Here is a 24,774-nt window from a genome sequence, read left to right on the forward strand (position 1 = left end):
CGGTTCGCGCGAGCGCGATGCGCCGCGCCAGGAGCTGTGACCATCATGTTTCCCACCACGCTTTCGCGCGGCGTCTCCGCCTGCGCGCTCGGTATCTCACTTCTCTCGTCGGTCGCCTCGGCGCAGGAGGCTTTGCCCGCCATCGACATCGGCAGCGGCTCCAAGCCGACTCGCAGCACGGACGCCGCCGCGACGGATCCCGAAAAGCAGACGGGCTATGCGCGCTCGGCGAGCTTCAGCGCGACGAAGACCAACACGCCCTTCATCGACACTCCGGCCGCCGTCCAGGTCATACCGCATGAGCTGATCGCCGATCAGCAAGGTCTGAACACCATGGAGCTGGTCAAGAACGTCTCCGGCGTGCAGGCGACGGGACGCTATTTCGACTCCTATCTTATTCGCGGCTTCAAGACGGGCTATGGCGAGACCTATCGCAACGGGTTGAAGCTCGAAGCCGTGGTCGGCGGCGAGGAGGTGGCCTTCACCGATCGCGTCGAGGTGGTGAAAGGGCCGAATTCTGTGCTCTACGGCCGCATCGAGCCCGGCGGCTTCGTGAATGTCGTCACCAAGCGTCCGCAGGAGGTTTTCAAGGCCGAGGCGAACGAGCAGTTCGGCAGCTGGGGGCTGTCGCGCACGAGCTTCGACGTGACCGGCCCCGTGGACGAGGCGAAGACCGTCCTCTATCGCCTGATGGGCGTCTATGACCATGCCGATTCCTTCGTGAATTTCGATCATCGCGACAATGGCGCGGTCGCGCTCTTTCTCACCTTCCGGCCGACGCAGAATTTCGAGTTCAATGTCCAGGTCGAGCATTATGAGAAGCGGCAAACGGGGCCATCCGGCGTCGGCGCCATTCCAGTCGATCTCCGCTACGACACGAGCGGAAATGCGCAGGTCATCCCCGGCTACAATGACCGGCCGCTCAATTTGGGACGAAACTTCTCGATCGGCGATCCGGGCCTGTGGAAAAATCAGCCCTATGTCGTCCGCCGAACGCTCATCGGCTACGACTGGACCTATAAGTTCGACGAGAAGTGGAAGATCACCAATCGTCTCCACTATTCTGGAAGCAATGATAGCGCTTACGGCTTCGAGACCTATGGCGGGTTCGACGGAACGACCATCTCCCGCGCCTTCTATGGCGAACGCAATTCCATCCAGATGCTGTCGACCAACCTCGATCTCTCCGGAGAGTTCGAGACCGGACCCATCACCCATCGCCCTCTCGTCGGAATCGACTGGTTCTCGACCGAGAGGAACTCCAATGGCTCGGACAGCTATGGCTATCCGCTCAATATCTATGCGCCGGTCTATGGGGTCTATAATTCGAAACTCGCTTTCGACCGCTACATCACCGGATCGAACATGCTCTGGCGTGCAACCAACAGAGACTTCGGCGTCTATGCGCAGGATCAGATGTCGTTCTTCGACAATCGCATTCACCTGCTGCTCGGCGGACGATGGGACAAAGCGCAAGGCGGCAACCCCAAGGACTATGGCGACGGCTGGGCGAGCTGCTATCCCTTCTGCACGGGATTTCCAGGAAGCAACTATCAGGACAAGCCGAAGCTTTCGCCCCGCGCCGCTGTGCTGTTCAAAGTCACGGATGATCTGTCCATCTACGGCAGCTATGTCCGCTCCTTCGGCTCGAACAATGGCGTCTCGAGAGACGGCTCAGCCTTTCCGCCACAGGAGGGCCTGCAATGGGAAGTGGGCGTCAAGAAATTATGGCTCGACGGCAGAGTGACGACCAGCCTCGCGCTGTTCGATCTGCGCAAGAAGAACCTCCTCCAGCGCGATCCATTCTTCCCCGGCCGCAGCATCGCGATCGGTGAGGTCGCCAGCCGGGGAATCGAGGTCGATATCTCTGGGCAGGTGACTGAAAATCTGAGCGTCATCGCCAGCTACACATTCGATTCCGTCAAGCTCACCAATGACAACAACAACGGAAACGCCGGACATCGCTTCAATGGGGCCGCCCCGAATGTCGGCAACATCTGGGCCAAATGGGACACCGCGCCGCATCAATCCGAAGGTTTCGAGTTCGGCGGCGGGCTCTATGCCTCGGACGAGCGCTACGGCTCTGACGCCAATACGTGGAAGCTGCCCGGCTATGTCCGCTTGGATGCGATGGGCGCCTATCGGACCGAGATCGACGGACACAAGGTGAAGTTCCAATTCAACATCAAGAATCTCACCGACCGCCACTATTTCGAATACAGCGACGGCTCTCAATACGCCTACTACGGCCAGCCGCGCACATTCATGGGCTCGGTCAATTTCCAATGGTGAGAGGCGAGCCTTCGCCATGAAACGCATCGGCGCGCGTCCTGAGCGCGCGCCGAATTTTTCGTCGAACGTCTGGAGCGGCCGCCATGACGCGCGCAATCTTCGTGTTCCTGCATCGCTGGGCGGGACTCGCCATGGCGAGCTTCCTGATCCTGGTCGGAGTCACGGGTAGCATTCTCGTCTTCCTGCCCGAATTGAATCACTGGCTGACGCCGAACCTCTATCCCGGCCGGCAAGACGGAGCGGAGCTCTCCGCCAGCGCGCTGCTGCGCCGCGCCGACGAGCTCACGCCGCAAGCGCGCGCGACGCGAATCTTCTTCGCGGCGCCGGGAACGACGATCGTCTCCTTCGAGGCGAAGCCGGGCGCGCCGGAGGTCGACGCTCTCTATCTCGATCCAGTCAGCGGTGATGCGCTCGGCCGCGTGAAGCAAAAGGGCCTGCCGGAAAGCCTCGGCGATCTCCTGCCCTTCATCGACCGTCTGCATTGGTCGCTTGCGCTCGGCCCTTGGGGTGTGTGGCTGCTCGGCGTCGTCGCGCTCATCTGGACGATCGACTGCTTCATCGCCTTCTATCTCACCCTGCCGGCCAATCTCCTGCGCCGGCGCGGCTTCCTCGCGCGGTGGAAGCCCGCCTGGCTCATCAAGAGCGGCGCCTCCTTCTATCGGCTCAATTTCGATTTGCATCGCGCGAGCGGATTATGGCTGTATCCGCTGCTGCTCGTTCTCGCTTGGTCGGGCGTGTGCTTCGATCTCAATGCCGTCTATCGCGGCGCCATGGGGCTCGTCTTCGATTTCGAGCCGCCGATCTGGAAGCGCGAAGCTCCGCCCGCGCCGGATGGACGCGAGCCGATGCCTTTCGAAGAGGCCGAACGCATCGCACGCGATCTTATCGAGAACCGCGCCGCGCGCGAAGGCTTCACGATCGACCGCCGCGTCGACTTTTCTCTCGATCGCGAGACCGGACTCTATGCCTATGGCGTTCACAGCAGCCGCGACGTCGGCGAGAAATATGGCGGGACGACGATCGCCATCGACGCCTATACGGGCGCCTTGCACGGCTTCCACGCTCCGACCGGCGGCAAGGGCGGCGACACCGCGACCGAATGGCTTGTCGAGCTGCATATGGCCAATGTGTTCGGCCTACCCTATCGCATTCTCGTCTGCGTCGCCGGCGTGGCAATCGCTCTTCTCTCCGTCACCGGCGTGGTCATTTGGTGGAAAAAGCGAGTCGCTCGCCGACGCCACGACAAACGGAGGGAGCCGGACAAAGAGGATGGGACGCGATCGGCCAATAGGTCTACAGCGTCGCTATGAAGTGACGCTGGACTATCGCAACCCCAGCCGCGCCATCATCTTCAACAGCCCGACGCGGGAGACGCCGAGACGGCGGGCCGCAGCGCTATGATTGTGCTCGGTGGCGGCGAGCGCGGCGCCGATCATGCGGCGCTCCAATTTCTCCTGCGCTTCGGGAAGCGTTTCGGCAACAGCTTCCGCCGAAGGCAGAACTCCGCCGCCGCGCGCGAAATTCAAATCCTCGGCGGAAATCGTCGATGATTGCGGATCGGCGAGCGCGGCGGCGCATTCGATCGTCGCTTTCAGCTCGCGGACATTGCCGGGCCAGGACTGCGCGACGAGCCAAGCGAGCGCCTCCTGCGAGAACCGCAATTTGCGCTTCTTCGCCGCTTGGCCGAGAAAATGTGCGGCGAGAAGACCCAAATCTTCGCGCCGCTCGTCCAGCGCCGGCGTGCGAATAACGACTCCGCGCAGGCGATAATAGAGGTCCTCGCGAAAGGCGCCGGAAGCGATCATCGCCTCCAGATCGCGGTGCGTCGCGCTGATGATGCGCGCATCGGCGCGCCGCGCATCGCGCCCGCCGACGGGCGTATAGGTACCTTCTTGCAGGAAGCGCAGCAGCTTCACTTGGCAGGGAAGCGGAGTCTCGCCGATCTCGTCCAAAAACAGCGTGCCGCCGCGCGCTGTCGCGACGAGGCCGGGGCGATCGGCATGGGCGCCGGTGAAGGCGCCTTTGAGATGGCCGAACAATTCGCTCTCGATCAGCTCTGCGGGAATCGCGCCGCAATGGATGGAGACGAAAGGCCCGCGACGCGCGCTCGCCCTGTGCAGCGCATGAGCGACGAGCTCCTTGCCGGAGCCGGTTGGGCCGAGGATCATCACGGGAAGCTCGGCCGGGCCGATGCGGCGGATCATATCCTTCACATGCGCCATGGAAGGGCCATTGCCGATCAGCCCATCGTCGGAACTCGCCTTCTCCGACCGCAGCCGCGCGATCTCGCGCTCCAGCGCCGCTTTGGCGAGCGCGCGCTCGACGCAAAAGCGCAGCAGCTCCGGCTCCACGGGCTTGGCCAGAAAATCCCAGGCGCCGAGCGCGACGGCGCGCAGCGCCAGCTCATGCTCGCTATGCGCCGTCAGCACGACGGTGACGGCGCTCGTAAAATCCGGCAGCAGCGACAGGCCCGCCTCGGGCGTGCGCTCCGGAGGCATGACGAGATCGAGAAGCACGAGATCTGGCCGCGCCTGCGCGAAGGTCTCGCGCGCAGAAGCCGCGTCCTTCGCCGTCACCACATGATAACCTTCGCGCGTCAGAAAGGCGCCGGCGACGCGCGCGAAAGCAGGCTCGTCATCGACGATGAGGATCGTCTCGCCGCTCATCTTTGAAACCTCAAAGTGACGCAGGTGGAGAAGCCCGCGCGCGCGCCGAGCGCGACGGAGCCGCCATGCGCCGCCATGATCTTGGCGACAATGGCGAGGCCGAGCCCCGTGCCTTCGCAGGAACGCGAAACAAAGGGCTGAAACAGACGGTCCTTGATTTCCTCTGGCACGCCGGGGCCGTCATCACAGACATGAATGAGCGTCGCTTCGGGCGTCGTCTCGACGAAGACAGCGACGCGGCCGCCGGCGGCGCGCGCATTGGCGATGAGATTGTCCATCGCTTGGGCGAAACGGAAAGGATCTGCGCGCAAATGCGTGTCGCTCGCGATGTGAATCTCAATGTCGCCGAAAGCGTCGGCGAGGTCGATATCGGCCGGCTCGATCTTCCACGGCTTGGCATAGTCGAGCAATTCGGCGACGAGACGATTCATGCGCCGCGTCTGCTCTATGATCTCGGCGCGCGCTTCGGCCGGCGCGGCGGCGGCGGCCATGTTCACGATGTTGAGCGGATTGCGCAGATCATGCGCAATCGTCGAGGCGAGCATTCCGAGCTCGGCGAGCCGTTCGCTCTCGGCGCGGCTTTTTCGGCGATCGATGTCATCGAGGCTCTGCGTCAGAATATCGGCGTACACAATGGCGAGACGGCGCGCGCCCGGAGGCGAATCCGAAAAGCCGGCAAGCGTCGCCTTCCATTTGTCGCCCGTATCGGAGCAGCGAAGCGCCGGCTCCGGCCCTTCGCTGCAAAGAGTCACATCGACAGACGGACGCATCGCGGCGCGCAAATGCGTGCGCGCGATCTCGATCGCCTCGGCCGTTGTGTCCGCGCCCGCGAGGTCGCCACGCCATTGTGCGATCATCTCGGCGGAAATCTCAGGGCCGGCGTAGACGAGCCGATCCGCGGCGCGCCGGATGGGCTCGCCGAAAGAGAAAGCCAGCGCCATGGCCGCGGCGACAACGAGCCACATGGACACGAAATTCATCGACGGCGCGAGGAAACTCAAAGGCGCCGCGGCGAGCAATCCGGCGACGGCGGCGGCGAGCAGCAGCACGAGCGCATAGGCTGCGGCGCGGCGCGCCCAGACATTGGCGGCCATCAGCTCGTAGCGCAAAATGCCGTAGACGAGCAGCGCTGGATAGAACGGCAGAGCGAGAATGGACCAGGGCGCGACAGCCACGCCGAACAGTGGCGGCGCGAAAGAGACGACGGTCGATAGGCCGACGAGGGACGAGACGAGAACGATCGCAATCTCGCGTCGGCGCTTGCCCTCGGCGCGGCGCAGAGCGAAAGCCATCAGCCCATTGCCATAGGCGGCGAGGCCGATCGCCACGGCGACGCCGAAGATCCCCGCGCCCGCGAAGCGAAAACCGCGCAGGCCCGCGTGTGTTTCGAAAAAATCGCCAGCGCCGAAGAAGAGCAGCGAGAGCGTCGCGCCAGCGCCGAGCGCATGGACGATCGGAAGCGTGCGCGCGCCCTGCCCCGTCAGCCGGATCGCGAAATCGACAGCGAGCGCCGAGCCGAGCGGAGCCAGCGCCATCGACGCCGCGCCGATGCGCTCGGGCAGGATCAAGCCGAGGGCGAAAAGCCCGACGATCACGACGAAGGCCGCGAGCTGCTTCGCGCCCGGCGCCGCGCCGGCTCGAGCCAGGAGAAACGCTGAAAGCGCGACGCTCGACAGGAAGGTCGTCGAGATGGAGAGGGTGAACAGCAGGCTCGGCGTCATCGCCCGACTGTATCCTCAGTTTATAGGCGATTCAATGAAATCTGTCTCTAACGTTTATAGTAGCCCCATTCATATGACATAAAAACAGATAGTTATCCAGTGGCGCCGCCATTGCCCATAGGTCTCCCAAAGGCGAAGCTTTTTCGCCCCATCGCCGAGGAGACCGATCTTGGCCCGCATTCTCATCATCGGCGGCAGCGGATTCATCGGACGGCATATCGCCGGCCGGCTTCGCGACCGCGGCCATCATGTCGTCGCGGCCTCGCGCCGCAAGGTCGATCTCGCGCGCGACGGCGAAGCGCGGCTTCGCGACAAGGTCGCGAGTTTCGAGATCGTCGTCAATTGCGCCGGGCTCGTCCGCGACGACGGCGCAAATAGCATGGACGCCGTCCATGCGGAGGGCGCGTGCAACCTCTTTCGCGCATGCCTCGCCGCGGGCGTCACGCGGCTCGTTCACATCTCGGCGCTCGGCGTCGAGAACGACGGCGAGACGCTCTATCAGCGCAGCAAGGCGGTCGCCGAAGAGCGGCTCGCGGCGCTCGATCCCGAAGGCGCGCGGCTCGATTGGCGCATATTGCGTCCCTCGCTCGTCGTCGGCCGCTGCGGCGCGAGCACGCGCTGGCTGCTCGCCGCCGCCGTCCTGCCCTGGCTGCCGAGCTTCGGCGATGGCGCTTGGCGCTTTCAGCCCGTGCATGTCGGCGATCTCGCCGAAGTCGCGGCGCGTATCGCGGAGGGAGCCCCTTCGCCGCGTCGCCTCGATGTCGTCGGCCCGGAGCCGATGACGACGGATGCGCTGCTCGCGCTCTTGCGCGAATGGCTCGGCCTGAAGCCGACGCGCTTCTTTCGCGTGCCCTATCGGCTCTTTCTGCTCGCGGCGTCGATCGGCGGACGCATCTCGACCGGACCGCTCAATCGCGAGGTGATAAAGCTCCTCTCGCGCGGCAATGTCGCCGATTGCGCGCCGATGACTGCGGCGCTCGGCCGGCCGCCGCGCGCTATTCGCGATGCTCTGGCGCTGGAGCCGGCGTGCGAGGCGGACAGGCGGGCGGCGCGACTGTTCCTCCTGCCTCCCGTGCTGCGCTGGAGCCTCGGCCTGTTGTGGGTCGCGACGGGCCTTCTCTCCATCGGACTCTATCCGCAGGAGAAGAGCTATGCGCTGCTCGCCGAGATCGACGTTCACGGCGCGCTCGCCGAGTTTGCGCTCTATGGCGGCGCGGCGGTCGATCTCCTGCTCGGCGTGCTGCTGCTGCTGCGCTGGCGCCCTGCCCTCGTCGGCGCCGCGCAGCTTTCGACCATGCTCGCCTTCACGATCATCGCGACGCGCCTGCCATCCGATTATTGGCTGCATCCTTTCGCGCCGCTCCTCAAGAATTTGCCGATCGCCGCTGCGATCCTCGTCATGATCGCGTTGGAGTCCTGACCCATGCTCGATCCTCTCACTCTGAAAACAGCGCATATCGTCAGCTCGACGATTTTGTTCGGCACGGGGCTCGGCACCGCCTTTCATGGCCTCGCCGGCAATCTGCGCGGCGATCTGCGCGCCATCGTCGTCGGCAACAGAAATGTCGTGCTCGCCGATTGGCTGTTCACCACGCCCGCCGTCATCGTGCAGCCCGTCACCGGCGTGCTGCTGGCGTTGGATCAAGGCTGGCCGCTCGATACGCCCTGGCTACTCGCGGCGATCGCGCTCTATCTCTTCGTCGGCGCCTGCTGGTTGCCGGTCGTATGGCTGCAAATCCGCATGGCGCGTATCGCCGAGCAATGTCTCGAGAAAGACGCGCCGTTGCCGCCGATCTATGGAACCTACCTCCTCTGGTGGTTCGCGCTCGGCTGGCCGGCCTTCATCGCCATGATCGCGATCTTCTGGCTGATGGTCGCAAAGCCGCAATTTTAAAAAATGGAGATAGACATGACCACTCTGTTCCAAGACCTGCTCGCCGAGCGCTTCGATCTCCTGCCCGCGCCCGTCCGTCGCTTCCACACGCGCGAGCGCGAGATCTTCACCGGCGGTCGCGCGAAAATCTCCGCGCAGGGCCGCGGTCTCGGCGCGGCGATGCTCGCCTTTGTCGCGGGTCTTCCGGCGCCGGGCGAGAATGTCGAGACGCACGTCCGCTTCACGCCGCTCTCTGGAAAGCGGGAATTCTGGCGGCGCGATTTCGCCGGGCGGCGCTATGAGAGCGTCATGCAGGCGGCGCCGGACGGGCGCCTGATCGAGCATTTCGGCCCCTTCGATCTCTATTTCGATCTCACCGCCTCGCCCGCCGGCCTGCGCTGGTCGCTGGCCGAATGGCGCCTCCTGAAAATCCCGCTGCCGCGAGCGACGACGCCGATGATCGAATGTTTCGAGAGCGCCGAGGGCGAGCGCTTCGCCTTCGATATAGACGTCGTCTTTCCGATCGTCGGCCATGTCGTGCATTACAGCGGCTCACTGGCGGAGACGCCGGATGATGCGCCGATCTTCGTCTATGACGGCGTCTGCGCCCTCTGCGACTGGACTGTTCGCTATGTCCTCGCACATGAGATCACGCCGTCGATCCGCTTCGTCGCGATACAATCCGAGGAAGGGCGCGCTTTGGCGCGACAGGCGGATATCGACCCGGATGCGCCTGAGAGCTTCCTCTTCATCGAGAACGGCCGCATCATGAAGGACTCCGAGGCGCTGCTCGCGCTCGCCCGGCAATTGCGCGGACCGGCGCGCGCCGCCCCTCTCGCCCGCCTGCTGCCACGCTTCGTCGCCGATGCGCTCTATCGCCTCGTCGCGCGCAACCGCTATCGCTGGTTCGGTCGGAAAGTCGCCTGCGCGCTCCCAGAGGCCTCGCACCCGACGCGCGACGCTTGCGCATATCCGACGGAGGATCAACCGACCGATCGCTCATCATCCGATTGAAAAACGGATCACCGATTGCGTAGCCGCGGCGCGTCACTCGACGAAATTTGTGACGCCGCTCGCCGACGCCTTCGCGAGCATCACGCGAAATGTCGCGCCGCAATCAGGCGTCGGCTCGAGAGAAATGCGTCCCTCTCGCCTCGTGATGATCGGATCATGAGCGGCCTCCTGCGCCGGAGGCCCGCGCACGCCGCTTCTGCAGCCAGCGCATGAGGCCGGTGATGTAGAGCAGCGCCGGCGCGACGCCGAGCAGAGCGATGACCGCGCGGCCCAGATCGCCGAAGGCCTCGCCGGAATGTAGTGGGAATTGCCATTCGAGGAATTTCTCGCCGGCGGTAAAACGATGCGGATCTTCGATCGCGAGGATTTGGCCGCTGTAGCGATCGACCGCCGCCAGCCGGTGTGGCTCGCTCACATTGACTTCGTCATCGGCGCGCTTGCCGACCACGAAGGCGCCCTCCGGCGCCACCGGCAGCGAGAGGCTCATCACCTTCCCGTCAGGAAACAGCTGGTCCACCGCCGCCACCGCTGCTTCTGCGCCGATCGACGGGCGCCCGTCGGCAGACACGGATTTCGCGTTTTCGAGATGATGCGTATGAACCGGGGAAAAGAAGTCGACGAGCGCGATCATTTGCGCGCTGAAGGTCAGGTAGAGTCCTGAAAATATGATCACCGCGAAGACGGCGAGGACATACACTCCCGTCGTCTTGTGGAGATCGAGAATCAGGCGCTCGGCGCTCGCGCCGCGCTTGATCTGAAGCGCCTGTCGCCATCTGCCATTGCGCGGCCACCAGAGATAGACGCCAGTCGCGAGCGAGACGAGCAGGAAGAGGCCGACGAATCCGACGAAGGTCGCGCCGTTCTCGCCGAGCAGAAGCGCCGAGTGCAGGTGCACGAGCAGCACGGTCAGAGGTTCTGCGAAGTGATTGCCGTCGTCGACGATCAGGCGCGCGCCTTTGACGGCGGCGGTAATCGGATCGACGACGATCTGATATATTTTCGTGCGCCCCGGCTCCCGCGCCGAATAGATGACGTCGAAATAGCCGCCATCGCCTTTGGGAAAATGCATCCAGACCGGTGCGGAGCCCTCAGGCGCGGCGGCCCGGCTCGCCGCGATGATCCGATCCACAGATGCGCGCTCGCCGCCCAGCGCATAGCGCGTCGGCGTGAACAGGTCCTTGTTCAAAAATTCGTCGATCTCGACACGGAAGGCGAGCAGGCTTCCCGAGAGGCCCAGAAGGACGAAGACCGCGCCGGCGACGAAGCCTATGTAGCGATGCGCGGCGAGCCAGAGCGCTCGGCCGAGGACGAGGCCGTTCGCTCCGCCGCTCGTCTGCGGCGCCCGGCTCTTTCGATCGATGTCGTCGGTCATGGTCAGAACTCCGCGCGCAGCGACCCGAGGAAGGTTCTCGGCGCGCCGGGAACGGCGCCCATCCGCCCGCCGCCGCCCTCGTAATAGGTCGTGTCGAGCAGATTGTTGACATTGAGCTGGAACGTCAATTTCGGAGCATGCGGAAGCCAGCCGGCGTCGAGCTTGTAGGACGCCATGACATCGACGCGCGCATGCGCGGGCAGCTCGAAGCTGTTGTCATTGTCGCCGAACGCCTTGTCGACATAGGAGACGCCGCCGCCGACGGTGAGGCCGGCGAGCGCGCCCCACGCCTCGTATTTCGCCCAGAGATTGGCGGTGTTGTGGGGCACGGAATGGAGCCGCTTGCCGGCGGTTCCGCCCCCGTTCACCACATCATGGTCCTTGACGATGCGCGCGTCGAGATGGGTGAAATTGGCGATGACGCTCCAATGCTCGTCGATACGCCCCGTCAAATCGAGCTCGACGCCATTGCTGCGTCCGTCGATGACGCGCACGAAAGGCGTGCCGGAGATCGCCGTGGTCTGGTTTTTCTTGTCTATGTCGAAATAAGCGGCGGTCGCAGTGAGCCGCCCGTCCAGCAGCTCGGCCTTCACGCCGCCCTCGAACTGCGTTCCGATCTGCGGCTGTAGCGGTCGATTATACTGGTCTATGCCATTGCTCGAGCCATAGGAGCGCGTGTAATTGCCATAGACGGAAAGCCAGGAGAATGGGCGGATCAGCACGCCGATCCGCGGGCTGTTCGCGCTGACCGGCACAACGACTCTTCGCGAGTCGACCTCGGCGAAGGATTCGTCGGACCACAATGTCGCGGTGCTCGACTCCGCCCAATCATGACGTCCGCCGAGAAGCAGCTGAATGCGATCGTCCCAGAAGGAGATCTGGTCCTGAGCATAGAGCCCCTTCCATTTCTCCTTGGTGATGGTGCGGTAGGAGGAGCTCAGCGCGTCGACATTGGCGGGAATATTGACCGGATAATAGATGTTGATCGAAGAAATATAGTCGCAGCAATGGCCGTGAGCCTTCAAGTCGAGACTATAATAGTCGAAGCCGGCGAGCACCCGGTGGGTGAGAGGCCCCGTCACCGCCTTTCCCTGGAGGTCGACATTGGTCGAAACGGTCTCTCTGTAGAAAATGGGCTCGGCTGCATTCGGCGTCGGCACCAGCCAGATTCCGCGAAGCGCGTCGCCAGTCGCCTCGTTAGAGAAGGAATCGAGCCAATCTCCGCGCTGCCGATAATCGGCGCGCGTGTGTGAAAAGCGGTTCGTCACGCTCCAGTCATTGTCGATCCGGTATGTCCAATCATAGCCGAACAGCGTCCGTTCCTGAAAATTGGGGTATTTGTCGGCGACATAAGAGTCGAGCAGATAGCGGCTGATCGGAATGCCCGCCGGGCGGAAGCCGAGCGCCGGGATCGGCGACAAATCTCTGAAATAGCCCCGTTGATATTCGCCCTCGACGTTGAGGGTGAATTGCTCGGTCGGCCGCCATGTGATCGACGGCGAGATCAGCAGATTGTCCTGGCCGACATGCGGCTGGAAGCTGTCCTTGGCGAGGTAGGACACATTCATGCGATAGAGGAGCGTCTTGTCTTCCAGCAGCGGCCCCGTGGCGTCGATCGCCGTGCGCGTCAGGCCGAAGCTTCCGACCTGCTGATGCACTGAAAAATAGAGCGTCTCCTGCGGGCGCTTGGTCACGATGTTGATCAGACCACCCGGCTCCACACGTCCATAGAGCATAGCGGCCGGGCCTTTGAGAACCTCGATCGACTGGAGGTTGGTCGTTTCCTGATTGGTGGTGTTCGGCTGCCGCAGCCCGTTGCGGTAGGTCTGGTTGCCGCTGTCGAAGCCGCGGACGATGAGGCCGTCGTAGTAGTTCGAGGAGCCGGCGACGCCGCTGACATTGGTGAAGAGCGCGTCGCGGATGCTGACGGCCTGCCGGTCGTCCATCGTCTCGCGCGGAACGATCTGCACGGAATAGGGCGTCTCCAGGATCGGAATGTTCGTCTTTGTCGAGGAGACCGGCCCGACCTGATTATAGCCCGTCTCGCGCCCTCCCGACCGCGCCGATTTATCGGCCGCGCCGGCCTTTCCAGAGCCGCTTCCGCCGAGCGTCTGTCCGGCGACATCGATGGCCGGGAGAGATTCCTGCCCTCGAGCGGGCAGAGCGAATGCGAGAGCGATCGCGCAGGCGGAAGCGCCGCGCAGCAAATGCGAACGGATCATAGGTGTCGTCTCCTGGCGAGCCCACTATCGGGGCCGGACGGAACATCGGAAATCGCGGCGCACGGCCGCGGTCTGTCGATCAGGAGATTTGTGGCGGAGCGCGAGGCGACCCGAGATGGATGCGCGCTGGCGGGCGAATGACGGCGCGCTCGACGAAGCGCGCCGCGACGCCGCAGCAGCTCGTCGGCGATACCGAATGCGAGACCGCGCTCGCGAGCCTCCCGGCGCCCGGCCCCCCGTCGCTCTCAGAACAGGCGAGACAGCCGATGGGGCAATCATGGGTGTGCCGGCGCCGCTCGCTATCGACGGCGCAACGGTTCTCATTCGCGCCATCCGCGACGCGAGCGCTCACGCGCTCCGGCTCGCTCTTCCCGGCGGCGGACGCCGAGGCCAGGGCCAACGCGGCGAAGAGCCACGCGGCCGCCAAGGCCAACACAGCGCGCGAGAAGCAGCCTCGCCGTCGAAACCACCGCATCATCGAATAGACCCTGGGGGCGCGGTCGCAGCCGCCACCGCTTCGAGGAGTTCGCAGCTCGGCCTCGAGCGCTTCTCTCCCTCGCATGTGAAAGTCTCACCAAGCTCTCACATTTGGGCGCCAGCCGAATTCCTATCTGCTGTGACGGATTTGCAACAGCTCCGACATAGCGGCGGTCGCCATCCGGCGTCAGGCGGGACGACGGCAGGGATGCGGCAGGGATTATGATCCTCGGCTCGGCGAGCCGTTGTCGTCAGGGCGCAATAGTCCGACGACGATCTCGGGCGGAGCCTCGCGCCAAAGGCGCGATAGAGGTTCGACGAGCTTCGATGCAAAAGCGATCGGGCCGGCCGTCGGCTCTTTGTCCTCGGGGAGAGACAATGACGGTCCGGCTCACCGATCGGAGGCGGGCTCCGCGATCGGGACAAAGCCGGCGCGGCGCAAAGCCGCTTGTCCCGAGGGCGACAACAGCGTCAGAAAGAAATCCAGCGCCGCGGCGGAAGCGCGCGGCGACAGAGCGACGCCATATTCGACCGCGACGTCATAGAGCTCCGGAAGCGGAAACGCCCGATATTTGCCGGCCGATTTTTCCGCCATGGGCGTCGCGCCCGAGCAATAGACGAGCAGCAGATCGACTGCGCCCTCGTCGAGCCAATGCGTCAGCGGCTGATTTTGCGGACGTGGCTCAGCGCTTTTCGGCTCGCCGCCGCCGAAGAGGATCTTCGCCTTGCCGGTCAGCGTATCGAAAGCGCCCGGCCGCTTCTCGTCGATGCGACGGAAGAAGGACTAGGCGTAATCGCCGGCGGGGTCCGACTTCGGCGTGGAAGTCCCCGGCCGCACGGCGGGATCGAGCAGAGAATCGACAAGCGTCTCGCGCGTGATCGCCGAATGGGCCTGCACGACGGCGCAGAGCTTGTTGCGCGCCAGCACCACGCTCGGCCGGGCCAGCCCCGTCTCGGTCAATGATCGCGCCTGCGGAAAAGCGGCGGTGGCGTAGACGTCGAAAGCCTCGCCGCCGATGATCCGGTCGCGCAGCGCGCCGGCGGGACCGAAAACCAGCGTCACATGATCGCCGCGGCTCTTCTCGAACTCCGTCGCGACGGCGGTCAGGGCGCCGCGGAGGCTTCCCGCCGCCAGCACGCGAATTTCCTCCGCGCGCGCCGGGACGAGAGCCGCGAGCATGAGAGCGATGGAAGCGAATAGTCTCATCTGGCGGCTCCTTCGCTCACAGTGATCGCAGAAAGGCGATCAGCGCCTCGCGCTCGTCCCTATTCAGCGCGGCATAGGCGGCCTTCGCCGCTTCGCCCTCGCCGCCGTGCCAGAGGATCGCCTCCTCCAGCGTGCGCGCGCGGCCGTCGTGCAGAAGCAGGCTGTGCTCATTGACGATCGGCACGAGTCCGACGCCCCATAAGGGCGCGGTGCGCCATTGCCGGCCGCTGGCGTGGAAATCGGGCCGACCATCGGCGAGCGCTTCGCCCATGTCGTGCAGCAGAAGATCGGTATAGGGCGCGATCGTCTGAGCCGGCAGCGTCTGCGAAAATTTGGGATGCGCCTCCGTCTTCAGGCTCGGGACGTGGCAGACGCCGCATCCGGACGCGAGAAAGAGCGTCTCGCCGCGCGCGACTTGCGGATTATCCGTGTCGCGACGCGGCGGCGGAGCGAGATGCGCATTGAAGAAGTCGATGTCGTCGAGCCGGATGGCGTCCAGCTCGGGCCGGTTCTTCGACTTTGTCGCGGCCCGGCAGGCCGCCTGCTGCTCCGTGCATTGATCCTCGGGGAACAGCGGCGTGGTGACGCCGAGATCGCCGATGAACGCCTCGGCGATCTGCTGCTTCAGATTGGGGCTGTTTGCCTTCCAGCCGAAGCGCCCCGGGACCATTTGGCCGGAAATAACGTCATAGACCTCGTTGACGACGCCATGGACGCCCTGCGCCGGCTGCTCCGCGGCGATACGCGTCATGGTCTCGATCGGCACGGACTCGAGCAAACCGTCGCCGAACACGGCCGGCGCGCCTCGCAACGAAAAGAGCGCATCGTCGAGCGGCCCATAGGCGAGCCCGACGAATTCTATGCGCGGACGGCGCAGCGCCACTATGGAGCCATCGGCGAGCGTCGCCGTGATCGCCTCCCAGGAGAGGGCGGCGCGGCCCTCCCCCGGCACGCCGGGCGCACCCTCCTCATTCAGCTGTCCGCCATAGGCCGGATGCGGCTTGGGCGCGCCATGCGGGCCGTCGCCGGGAACCGAGAGGCGCACCAGAATGGACAGCATGCGTTCGTCCGGCCCGCTCGGCGGCTGGCCGCGACCGTTCTTCTGATGGCAGGCGGCGCAGGAGATGCGGTTGAACAGCGGCCCGAGCCCGGACGCCTCGCCGCCGCCCGGCGGAAAGGACCAGGAGCGCATGAACTCGACGCGGCCGCGATAGAAGGCGTCCTCCGCCGCCGCATCGAGCCCGGCGACGGGATAGCTATAGGCCTCGCGCGGGAACTCTTCGGCGCTCGCCGAGACCAAAGACCCGACGAGAAAAGATCCGATGAGAACAGCCGATGCGACGCGCGCCGCAGGACGAAAAATGCCGCGCCTCACGCCTTGGCCTCGTCCAGCAGCCGGCTCGCCCGCGCTTGATTCTCGCGAAAGGCGGCGCGCCATTTCTCGATGATCGGCTTGGCGGGCTCGGGTATCGTGAGGCCGTTCGGCTGACCGGGAATGACCTGCGCTTGCTCCGGCGGGCCGGCGCTCGCCTGCGGGGCGGGGCTCGCTTCGGGGGAGACGGCGCTCTCCGGCCGGCGGCGCGGGCGGAAGGCGGCGGCGATCGCCTCGTCCTTCCAGAAATCGGCCGCGACCGGAATCTCCTCCAGCGCTCGCCGCGCCTCGGCGACATGAGAGCCGCCGCGTCCAGCCGTCTCCGCCGCATGCACGCGCCGCCACAGGCCGGACAGCAGCTCCTTGTCTTGCACTAGGCCGTTGAACAGCGCCGCCATCGCAGTGGCGCGGCCGCCGCCGTCGTCGGCCGGCTGAAAGGCGAATTGCCCCGCGGCCTGAGCGGCGAAAGGATCGAACTGCGCCGCGCCGAGCGCCGCATAGACTTCGGGCCGCACCGGCAGGCGCGGCAGATCGGTCTTGGGCAGCAGCGACTGCCCCTCGGCCGAGAGAACATAGGAGGCGAAAGCGCGCGCGCCCTCGACATTGGCGGCCTTCTTCAAAAGGCCGATATATCCGGCGTTCACGATCCCGCCATGCTCGGGATAGACGCGCTCCATCGGCTGGCGGAAACGCTGCTCGGCGTTGGGCACGGTGTCGACATGCAGCGCCACCGGCTGGCGGCCGGAGATGACCTCGTCGCGCAGGCCCTTTTGCATCAGCACGGCGTTGCCGGCGATGGCCGAGAGCAGCGCCCAGCCCTTCTCCCAGCCGAAGGATTGCGTCGCGACGCTCAGCAATTGGCTGCCGAAGCGCACGGTCCAAGGGTCGGACATGGCGACCTTGCCGGCGTAGGCCGGGCCGGCCAGCACGGCCCAATCCTCGGGCCATGGAAGGTTTTGCGCTCTTACCGCCTTGCTGTTGACCAAAAAGCCGAAGGCGGTGAGCTGCGAGGCGTGAAAGAGATCGCCCTCCCCCTCCAGCGGCAGCGCGCCGATCGCCGCGGGCAGGCCCTCCTTGGAGAGGCCGAGCGGCTGCATGAAGCCGTCCTTCGCCATATCGGCGAGATGATTATGCGGGGCCGCCTGCCACCAGACATCCGGGCTCGGCGCCGAGGCGTCGCGAAGATGACGCATCGCGTCCGGCGGCATCAGCCAGACGATCTGCACGCGATATTGCGGATAGGCCTTCTCGAAACCTCTCTCGATCAGCGACAGAGTGTCGTCATTGTGATTGGTCATCACGACGACGGGCCGCCGCTCATCGGCAAAAGCCGCGCCCGAAAGCGCGGACAAGGCGCCGACGGCGCATCCGTGGAGAAAGCCGCGGCGGGAAGAAGCACCAATTCGCGACATGCTGCGCCTCGCTGGTTTTTGCAAAGAGCTGTCGGACGCGCGCCGATAGCGGCCGCGCGAGCGATCAAATGATCTGCAGCGGAATTCACGGCGCGTCGTTCTCTCCCGGCGAGCGGGAAGAGGAGGATTGCGCGAGCCGATCAGCCCGAGCTCAAATAATCAAGTATTCGAACTATATGACGAAACGCCGTGGAGCAAGGCCACAGTTCGGGCAGGTCGCCGCTTTCCGCGCCAATCCGGCGCAGCGCCGATGCGCGTCATCGCCCACCGCGGCTATTCCGTCGTGAGGGCTGTTTCCACATCGCTCGGGTCGATGCGGCGCGACAGCCCGGCGGCGAGCTTGTCGTGATCGAGCTCGCCCTCCCACCAAGCGACGACGATGGCGGCGACGCCATTGCCGCAAATATTGGTGAGCGCGCGGCACTCGCTCATGAATTTATCGACGCCGATGACGATGGCCATGCCCGGCGCGAGGCGCGGATCGATGGAGGAGAGCGTCGCGCCGAGCGTGATGAAGCCCGCCCCGGTCACACCCGATGCGCCTTTCGAGGTCAGCATGGCGACAGTTAGAATGACGAATTGCTGCCCCGCCGTCAGATGCACGCCGAGCGCCTGAGCGATGAATAGGCTCGTCAGCGTCATATAGATATTGGTGCCGTCGAGATTGAAGGAATAGCCGGTCGGCACCACGAGGCCGACGACGGATTTCGAGCAGCCGAGGCGCTCCAGCTTCTCCATCAGCTGCGGCAGCGCGCTCTCCGAGGATGAGGTGCCGAGCACGATCAGCAATTCGTCGCGAATATAGGCGAGGAAGCGCAATATATCGAAGCCGACGATGCGGGCGACGAGGCCGAGCGCGACGACGACGAACAATATGGAGGTGAGATAGAAGGAGCCGACCAGCCATGCGAGGCTCATCAACGATTGCGAGCCATATTTGCCGACCGTGAAGCCCATGGCGCCGAAAGCGCCGATCGGCGCAGCCTTCATCACAATGGCGATAACGCCGAACATGGCGTGGCCGGCCTCGTCGATGAAGCCGCGCAGCGCCCTGCCCCGCTCGCCCAGCGCCATCAGCGCGAAGCCGAACAGGATGGAGAACAGCAGCACCTGTAGAATATCGCCCTTGGCGAAGGCGCCGATGACGCTGTCGGGAATAACGCCGAGCACGAATTCCACCGGCGTGCGCTGCGCGGCGGGCTCGAGATATTTGGCGACGGCGGCGGGGTCCGCCTTGCCGGAAAAGCCCTCGCCCGGCCGCAGCACATTGCCGACGAGGAGCCCGAGCGCCAGAGCGACGGTCGAGACCACCTCGAAATAAACGAGCGCCTTTATGCCGACGCGGCCGACCTTGGCGGCGCTCTCGAGATGCGCGATGCCGGAGACGATGGTGCAGAAGATGATCGGCGCGATCACCATTTTGATGAGATTGACGAAGCCCTTGCCCATCGCCTCCATCCAGGGGCTCTGGGCGATGTCGGGAAAATAGACGCCGAGCAGCGCGCCGAGCACAATCGCCGCGAGCACCTGGAGATAGAGGCTATGCGCGTTTTTGCGCGGCGCGGCCTCAGCCATTTCGACGGCTACGGTCAATTTCTGCCCCTTTTTCCAGCTCTTTCGGCATTCCTAGACCTGGAGCAGGAACCGGGCAATGGCAAGCAGGGGCGGTCGAGAGGGTGTGAAATGCCGAGTCTTTGCCATTGAACCCCACCCCGTCCGGCTAACGCCGGCCGACCCTCCCCGTAAAGGGGAGGGTAGACGCCCGCTTCACGCGCTCACCATGTCGAGCCGCATCAGCGTCCGCGCATCGAGCGTCAGCGTCAGCGCGCCGAAAATCTCTGTGAGCTGGGCGACGCTCGTCACGCTGACGATCGGCGCGGTGACGCCGGGCCGGGCCAGCAGCCAGGCGATGGCGACCTGCGCCGGCGTGGCGCGAAATTGCGCGGCGGCGCGGTCCAGCTCGCGTAGAATATCGAGGCTGCGCTCGTCGAGAATGCCCGCGACAACGGCGCCGCGCGCCGCGCCGACCGTATCCTCCATGGAGCGATATTTGCCGGTGAGGAAGCCCGCCTCCAGCGCCCGGAAGGGGATGACGCCAATGTCCCCCTCGAGGCACAGGCGGCGCAGATCGCCCTCGTAATAGGCGCGGGTGACGAGATTGTAGTGCGGCTGCAAGCAGGAAAAGAGCGGCAGCCCATGCGCTCGCGCGGCCGCCAGCGCCTCCGCGAGGCGCGGCGCCGAATAATTGGAGGCGCCGATGGCGCGCACCTTGCCGCTCTGAATGAGCGTCGCGAAGGCTTCCAGCGTCTCCTCGAAGGACGTCGCCGTATCGTCGAAATGCGCCTGATAGAGATCGATGCGATCGGTTCGCAGACGGCGCAGCGAGTCCTCGGCCGAGCGGATGATATGCGCGCGGGAGAGGCCCTTGCCCACATTGAGCATGGCGCCGCCGACCTTGGTGGCGATCAGCACGCGGTCGCGCTTGCCCGTCGCCTTCAGCCAATCGCCGATGATCGTCTCGGACTCGCCGCCGCTATGGCCGGGAACCCAAGTCGAATAGGTGTCCGCCGTGTCGAGCAGCGAGAAGCCGCGATCGACGAAAGCGTCCAGAATGGCGCAGGAGGCCGCCGCATCGGCCGTCCAGCCGAAGACGTGGCAGCCGAGCACGAGCGGCGCACAGGCGAGGCCCGAGCGACCGAGCCGACGATGCTCCATCGAAACGCTCCGCTTCCGGCTCGAATTAGCAGTTGCTGTAATCTTCCGGGGCGATGCGGACGTGCATGCCGTCGAGGCTCGAGTCGAATTTCATCTGGCAGGCGAGACGCGAATTGATCTCGCGGTTGGCGGCCTTGGCCAGCATGATGGCCTCGGCGGGCTCCATGGGGGGCATGGCGACGCCTTCGGGCAGATCGACATAGATTTGGCAGGTGGCGCAGGTGCAGCTGCCGCCGCATTCCGCGACCAGCTCCTCGACGCCGGATTTGCGGATCAGCTTCATCATCGTCGCGCGATCCTTGCCGGCGATCTCCGACAGCGTCCCGTCGCGCGTTTCGAGCGTGAATTTCGTCATCGTCACTGTCCGATGTTCAAGGAGAGCAAATCCACGCTCACGGGGTGGCGGCTCGCCACATTTCCATCACGCGCCATGCGGACCGTCGCGAGGCCCGCCGTCTGGGCGGCGTCCAGCTCCTCCTCATTCTCCGACAGCACGAGGACAGAACCGGCGGAGAGGCCCAGATTTTCGCAGAGGTCGCGATAGGAGCCGGGCTCGATCTTCTGGCCGAGGGTCGTGTCGAAAAAGCCCTCGAACAGGGCCGTCACCTGCTCGGAGGAGGAATGGCTCAGCAGCAGCTTCTGCGCCAATTCCGAATTGGACGAGTAGACGAAGAGGCGAAGCCCGGCCGCGGCCCAGGCCGAGAGGCAGCCGGCGACATCCGGATAGAGCTCCGCCGCGAGCGAGCCGGCCGCATAGGCCTCCTGCCAGATGAGGCCCTGAATGACCTTCAGCGGCGTCGCCTTGCGGCCCTGCTTCATCCAGCGCAGCAGCAGAGATTCCGCCTGAGTGGGATCGAGCTCATAGCCGCCCATGAGGCGGCCGGTCTCCTCCAGCGCCTCCTCCACCTCTTCGTCCTCGGCATGCTCGACGATATAGCCGCCGAGCCGCGTGGCGGCGAGCGGCAGCAGCGTGTCGTTCATGAAGGTCATGGGCAGGACCACGCCTTCGAGATCGATCAGGACGACGCGAATGGGCTCGCTCATCGCGCCGCCTCCCCCGCGCAGAATTGTCCGAATAACGCCATCGAAGCGCGCGCCTTTCCCGGTTGCTTGAGGAAAGACAGCATGATTTGTGCCGCGCCCTGCTCGAGGCTGTGGATTACCGCGCCGCAGCATGGCAAGAAGGGCGAGAGGGCGTAAGATCGCGCCGGCCCGGGGAAATGGGCGCATTCCACCCTCCCCTATAGGGGGAGGGTCGGACGGCGGAGCCGTCCGGGGTGGGGTGCGCCGCGAGACTCGGGGAGACACCCCACCCCGCGCCTTCGGCGCGACCCTCCCCCTCACAGGGGAGGGTGAGACCGCCCGCCGCTCCAGTTCTGGTCGTGCCCATGCGAAGCTCGAAAAAATCCGCCGCCCAAGCCTCTCTCGACGATCTCTTCGACGGCAAGGTGATCTCCATTCGCGGCGCGCGCGAGCACAATCTCAAAAACGTAGATCTCGTCATTCCGCGCGACAAATTCGTCGTCTTCACCGGCCTCTCGGGCTCGGGCAAATCCTCGCTCGCCTTCGACACGATTTATGCCGAGGGCCAGCGGCGCTACGTCGAGTCGCTCTCCGCCTATGCGCGGCAATTCCTCGAGATGATGCAGAAGCCGGACGTCGATCAGATCGACGGCCTCTCGCCCGCCATCTCCATCGAGCAGAAGACGACCTCGAAAAACCCGCGCTCCACCGTCGGCACGGTGACGGAGATTCACGATTACATGCGCCTGCTGTGGGCGCGCGCCGGCATTCCCTATTCGCCGGCGACCGGCCTGCCGATCGAGAGCCAGACCGTCTCGCAAATGGTCGATCGCGTGTTGGCGCTGCCGCAAGGCGCGCGGCTCTATCTGCTCGCGCCCGTCGTGCGCGGCCGCAAGGGCGAATATAAAAAAGAGATCGCGGACTATACCAAGCGCGGCTTTCAGCGTCTGAAGATCGACGGCGTCTATTACGAGATCGCCGACACGCCGCCGCTCGACAAGAAATTGAAGCACGATATCGACATTGTCGTCGATCGCATCGTGGTGCGCTCCGACATTGCCGCGCGCCTCGCCGATAGTTTCGAGACGGCGCTGGAATTGGCCAATGGCCTCGCCGTGGTGGAATTCGCCGACAGCAAGCGCGCGGACGGCGGCGACGCCCCTGCGGCGGCGACGCCCGCCGCCTACGCCTCCACGCATTATGCGGCGGATCACATCGTCTTCTCGTCGAAATTCGCCTGCCCCGTCTCCGGCTTCACCATTCCGGAGATCGAGCCGCGACTCTTCTCCTTCAACAATCCCTTCGGCGCCTGCCCGGTCTGCAGCGGCCTCGGCCAGGAGCAGGTGATCGATCCCGATCTCGTCGTTCCCGATCCCAAGCTCTCACTGCGCAAAGGCGCCATCGCGCCTTGGGCGAAATCATCCTCGCCCTATTATGGGCAAGCGCTGGAATCGCTCGGCCGTCACTATAAATTCCGCATGGACACGCCGTTCGAGAAGCTCGAGCAATCGGTGCGCGACGTGCTGCTGCATGGCTCCGGCAAGGAGGAGATCCGCTTCTCCTATGACGACGGCGCGCGCGCCTATGATGTGAAGAAGCCTTTCGAAGGCGTCGTCGCCAATCTGCAGCGCCGCTTCCTCGAGACGGACAGCGAATGGGCGCGCGAGGAAATCGGCCGCTATATGTCGGCCGAGCCTTGCAAGGCGTGCCTGGGCTATCGCCTGAAGCCGGAAGCGCTCGCCGTGAAGATCGACGGCTTTCATATCGGCGAAGTGTCGGACCTCTCCGTGCGCGCGGCGCTCGACTGGTTCCGCGCTCTGCCGGAGAAGCTCGACGCCAAGCGCAATGAGATCGCGCATCGCATATTGAAAGAGATACGCGATCGCTTGACCTTCCTCGTCGATGTCGGACTCGATTATCTCACGCTCTCGCGCGCCTCCGGCACTTTGTCCGGCGGCGAGAGCCAGCGCATTCGCCTCGCCTCGCAGATCGGCTCCGGCCTCACCGGCGTGCTCTATGTGCTGGACGAGCCCTCGATCGGCCTGCATCAGCGCGACAATGATCGTCTGCTCGACACGCTGCGCCGGCTGCGTGATCTCGGCAATAGCGTCATCGTCGTCGAGCATGACGAGGACGCCATTCTCTCCGCCGATTATGTGGTGGATGTCGGCCCGGGCGCCGGCGTGCATGGCGGCCATATCGTCTCCAAAGGCGCGCCGCAGGAGATCATGGACGACCCCAATTCGCTCACCGGCCAATATTTGACCGGCGCGAAGCAAGTGACCTTGCGCCATGCGCTGCGCAAGCCCGACCCCGGCCGCTGGCTGAAGATCAGCGGCGCGCGCGGAAACAATCTGAAAAATGTCGAGGCGAAGATTCCCTTGGGCCTCTTCACCGCCGTGACCGGCGTTTCCGGCGGCGGCAAATCCACGCTCGTCATCGAGACGCTGTATAAAGCAGTGGCGCGGCGCCTCAATGGCGCGCATGAGCATCCGGCGCCCTTCGACAAGATCGATGGGCTCGAGCATATCGACAAGATTATCGATATCGACCAATCGCCGATCGGCCGCACGCCGCGCTCGAACCCCGCGACCTACACGGGCGCCTTCACGCCGATCCGCGAATGGTTCGCCGGCCTTCCCGAGGCAAAAGCGCGCGGCTATGCGCCGGGGCGCTTCTCCTTCAATGTGAAAGGCGGCCGCTGCGAAGCCTGCCAGGGCGACGGCGTCATCAAGATCGAGATGCACTTCCTGCCCGACGTCTATGTCACTTGCGACGTCTGCAAGGGCAAGCGCTACGATCGCGAGACGCTGGAAGTGAAATATCGCGAGAAGTCCATCGCCGATGTGCTCGACATGACGGTCGAGGAAGCAGCCGTCTTATTCAAAGCCGTGCCGGCGATCCGCGACAAGATGGAGACGCTGAAGCGCGTCGGCCTCGATTACATTCGCGTCGGCCAGCAGGCGACGACGCTCTCCGGCGGCGAGGCGCAGCGTGTGAAGCTCGCCAAGGAATTGGCGCGCCGCTCCACGGGCCGCACGCTCTATATTCTCGACGAGCCGACGACGGGCCTGCATTTCCACGATGTCGCCAAGCTGCTCGAGGTGCTGCACGAGCTCGTCGATCAGGGCAATAGCGTCGTCGTCATCGAGCATAATCTCGAGGTCATCAAGACGGCCGATTGGATCATCGATCTCGGACCCGAGGGCGGCAATGGCGGCGGCGAGATCGTGGCGGCTGGTCCGCCCGCCGATATCGTCGCGGCGAAGCGCAGCCACACCGGCCGCTATCTCGACGAGGTGCTGAAGCGCCGTCCGCCGCGCGCGGAGAAAGCCAAAGCGACGAAAGAGGCGCCCGCGCCGAAACGCAAGCGCGCCGCGCAAGAGCAATAGGACCCGCCTTGCGAAG

16 protein-coding genes and 1 pseudogene are annotated in these 24,774 nt (G+C 64.8%); 6 read left to right on the plus strand and 11 right to left on the minus strand.

Annotated elements, in window-relative coordinates; genetic code table 11:
- Positions 1-45 precede the first annotated feature (45 nt).
- Together METLW3_RS0112720 and METLW3_RS0112725 are read left to right on the plus strand one after the other, a co-directional pair.
- Complete coding sequence (locus tag METLW3_RS0112720; RefSeq protein ID WP_024880281.1) at positions 46-2,292, plus strand: TonB-dependent siderophore receptor; 2,247 nt, start codon at positions 46-48, stop codon at positions 2,290-2,292.
- A gap of 83 nt (positions 2,293-2,375) precedes the next feature.
- On the plus strand, positions 2,376-3,602 hold the full coding sequence (locus METLW3_RS0112725) for a PepSY-associated TM helix domain-containing protein (RefSeq protein WP_024880282.1): 1,227 nt from the start codon (positions 2,376-2,378) through the stop codon (positions 3,600-3,602).
- Between the two features lie 12 nt (positions 3,603-3,614).
- Here METLW3_RS0112725 and METLW3_RS0112730 read toward each other — a convergent pair whose 3' ends face one another.
- Both METLW3_RS0112730 and METLW3_RS0112735 read right to left on the minus strand, forming a co-directional pair.
- A complete protein-coding gene (locus METLW3_RS0112730; RefSeq protein WP_024880283.1) occupies positions 3,615-4,958 on the minus strand; it encodes a sigma-54 dependent transcriptional regulator in 1,344 nt (447 codons plus the stop codon).
- Positions 4,955-6,679 carry a sensor histidine kinase gene (locus METLW3_RS0112735; protein ID WP_024880284.1) on the minus strand — a complete coding sequence of 575 codons (1,725 nt, stop codon included), beginning with the start codon at positions 6,677-6,679 and terminating at the stop codon, positions 4,955-4,957. The genes METLW3_RS0112730 and METLW3_RS0112735 overlap by 4 nt, the downstream gene beginning before the upstream one ends.
- 169 nt (positions 6,680-6,848) lie before the next feature.
- Here METLW3_RS0112735 and METLW3_RS0112740 point away from each other — a divergent pair, with 169 nt between their 5' ends.
- From METLW3_RS0112740 to METLW3_RS26880, 3 genes are read left to right on the plus strand one after another with little or no spacing between them, the layout of a single operon-like run.
- Positions 6,849-8,099 carry an SDR family oxidoreductase gene (locus METLW3_RS0112740; protein ID WP_024880285.1) on the plus strand — a complete coding sequence of 417 codons (1,251 nt, stop codon included), beginning with the start codon at positions 6,849-6,851 and terminating at the stop codon, positions 8,097-8,099.
- Between the two features lie 3 nt (positions 8,100-8,102).
- Positions 8,103-8,573, plus strand: coding sequence for a DUF2269 domain-containing protein (locus tag METLW3_RS0112745; protein WP_024880286.1), 471 nt, complete (start codon positions 8,103-8,105; stop codon positions 8,571-8,573).
- A gap of 15 nt (positions 8,574-8,588) precedes the next feature.
- Positions 8,589-9,566: a DCC1-like thiol-disulfide oxidoreductase family protein gene (locus METLW3_RS26880; protein ID WP_245267330.1), complete on the plus strand. Its 978-nt coding sequence runs from the start codon at positions 8,589-8,591 to the stop codon at positions 9,564-9,566.
- Positions 9,567-9,720: 154 nt separating this feature from the next.
- Here the strand turns inward: METLW3_RS26880 and METLW3_RS0112760 are convergent, their stop codons facing one another.
- The 9 genes and pseudogenes from METLW3_RS0112760 to mtnC form a co-directional block, all read right to left on the minus strand.
- Entirely contained in the window at positions 9,721-10,938 is a 1,218-nt protein-coding gene (locus METLW3_RS0112760; RefSeq protein WP_024880288.1) for a PepSY-associated TM helix domain-containing protein, read from the minus strand.
- 2 nt (positions 10,939-10,940) lie between these two features.
- Positions 10,941-13,160 carry a TonB-dependent siderophore receptor gene (locus METLW3_RS0112765; RefSeq protein WP_024880289.1) on the minus strand — a complete coding sequence of 740 codons (2,220 nt, stop codon included), beginning with the start codon at positions 13,158-13,160 and terminating at the stop codon, positions 10,941-10,943.
- An 868-nt stretch (positions 13,161-14,028) separates the two neighbouring features.
- Positions 14,029-14,844, minus strand: a pseudogene (locus METLW3_RS29075) (substrate-binding domain-containing protein).
- Between the two features lie 16 nt (positions 14,845-14,860).
- Entirely contained in the window at positions 14,861-16,219 is a 1,359-nt protein-coding gene (locus METLW3_RS0112785; protein WP_024880293.1) for a di-heme oxidoredictase family protein, read from the minus strand.
- Entirely contained in the window at positions 16,216-17,628 is a 1,413-nt protein-coding gene (locus tag METLW3_RS25535) for an ABC transporter substrate-binding protein (protein ID WP_024880294.1), read from the minus strand. Before METLW3_RS25535 ends, METLW3_RS0112785 begins: the two co-directional genes overlap by 4 nt.
- A gap of 273 nt (positions 17,629-17,901) precedes the next feature.
- Positions 17,902-19,203: a C4-dicarboxylate transporter DctA gene (dctA, locus tag METLW3_RS0112795; protein ID WP_024880295.1), complete on the minus strand. Its 1,302-nt coding sequence runs from the start codon at positions 19,201-19,203 to the stop codon at positions 17,902-17,904.
- A 192-nt stretch (positions 19,204-19,395) separates the two neighbouring features.
- Entirely contained in the window at positions 19,396-20,343 is a 948-nt protein-coding gene (locus METLW3_RS0112800) for an aldo/keto reductase (RefSeq protein ID WP_024880296.1), read from the minus strand.
- A gap of 25 nt (positions 20,344-20,368) precedes the next feature.
- Positions 20,369-20,698 carry a ferredoxin gene (locus METLW3_RS0112805; RefSeq protein WP_024880297.1) on the minus strand — a complete coding sequence of 110 codons (330 nt, stop codon included), beginning with the start codon at positions 20,696-20,698 and terminating at the stop codon, positions 20,369-20,371.
- A 2-nt stretch (positions 20,699-20,700) separates the two neighbouring features.
- Positions 20,701-21,387, minus strand: coding sequence for an acireductone synthase (gene mtnC, locus METLW3_RS0112810; RefSeq protein WP_024880298.1), 687 nt, complete (start codon positions 21,385-21,387; stop codon positions 20,701-20,703).
- A 344-nt stretch (positions 21,388-21,731) separates the two neighbouring features.
- On the opposite strand from mtnC, the gene uvrA reads away from it, so the two are divergent.
- Complete coding sequence (gene uvrA / locus METLW3_RS0112815; protein WP_024880299.1) at positions 21,732-24,758, plus strand: excinuclease ABC subunit UvrA; 3,027 nt, start codon at positions 21,732-21,734, stop codon at positions 24,756-24,758.
- Positions 24,759-24,774 lie beyond the last annotated feature (16 nt).

Source organism: Methylosinus sp. LW3 (assembly GCF_000527115.1).
In the GTDB taxonomy this organism is placed as follows: Bacteria; Pseudomonadota; Alphaproteobacteria; order Rhizobiales; family Beijerinckiaceae; genus Methylosinus.

Bases quoted from the DNA above. Each gene is read 5' to 3' on its own strand.
- METLW3_RS0112725 (WP_024880282.1), top strand. From the start codon at position 2,376: ATGACGCGCGCAATCTTCGTGTTCCTGCATCGCTGGGCGGGACTCGCC.
- mtnC (WP_024880298.1), bottom strand. From the start codon at position 21,387: ATGAGCGAGCCCATTCGCGTCGTCCTGATCGATCTCGAAGGCGTGGTC.
- dctA (WP_024880295.1), bottom strand. From the start codon at position 19,203: ATGGCTGAGGCCGCGCCGCGCAAAAACGCGCATAGCCTCTATCTCCAG.
- uvrA (WP_024880299.1), top strand. From the start codon at position 21,732: ATGCGAAGCTCGAAAAAATCCGCCGCCCAAGCCTCTCTCGACGATCTC.
- METLW3_RS0112800 (WP_024880296.1), bottom strand. From the start codon at position 20,343: ATGGAGCATCGTCGGCTCGGTCGCTCGGGCCTCGCCTGTGCGCCGCTC.
- METLW3_RS0112760 (WP_024880288.1), bottom strand. From the start codon at position 10,938: ATGACCGACGACATCGATCGAAAGAGCCGGGCGCCGCAGACGAGCGGC.
- METLW3_RS25535 (WP_024880294.1), bottom strand. From the start codon at position 17,628: ATGTCGCGAATTGGTGCTTCTTCCCGCCGCGGCTTTCTCCACGGATGC.
- METLW3_RS0112765 (WP_024880289.1), bottom strand. From the start codon at position 13,160: ATGATCCGTTCGCATTTGCTGCGCGGCGCTTCCGCCTGCGCGATCGCT.
- METLW3_RS0112730 (WP_024880283.1), bottom strand. From the start codon at position 4,958: ATGAGCGGCGAGACGATCCTCATCGTCGATGACGAGCCTGCTTTCGCG.
- METLW3_RS0112805 (WP_024880297.1), bottom strand. From the start codon at position 20,698: ATGACGAAATTCACGCTCGAAACGCGCGACGGGACGCTGTCGGAGATC.
- METLW3_RS0112735 (WP_024880284.1), bottom strand. From the start codon at position 6,679: ATGACGCCGAGCCTGCTGTTCACCCTCTCCATCTCGACGACCTTCCTG.
- METLW3_RS26880 (WP_245267330.1), top strand. From the start codon at position 8,589: ATGACCACTCTGTTCCAAGACCTGCTCGCCGAGCGCTTCGATCTCCTG.
- METLW3_RS0112720 (WP_024880281.1), top strand. From the start codon at position 46: ATGTTTCCCACCACGCTTTCGCGCGGCGTCTCCGCCTGCGCGCTCGGT.
- METLW3_RS0112745 (WP_024880286.1), top strand. From the start codon at position 8,103: ATGCTCGATCCTCTCACTCTGAAAACAGCGCATATCGTCAGCTCGACG.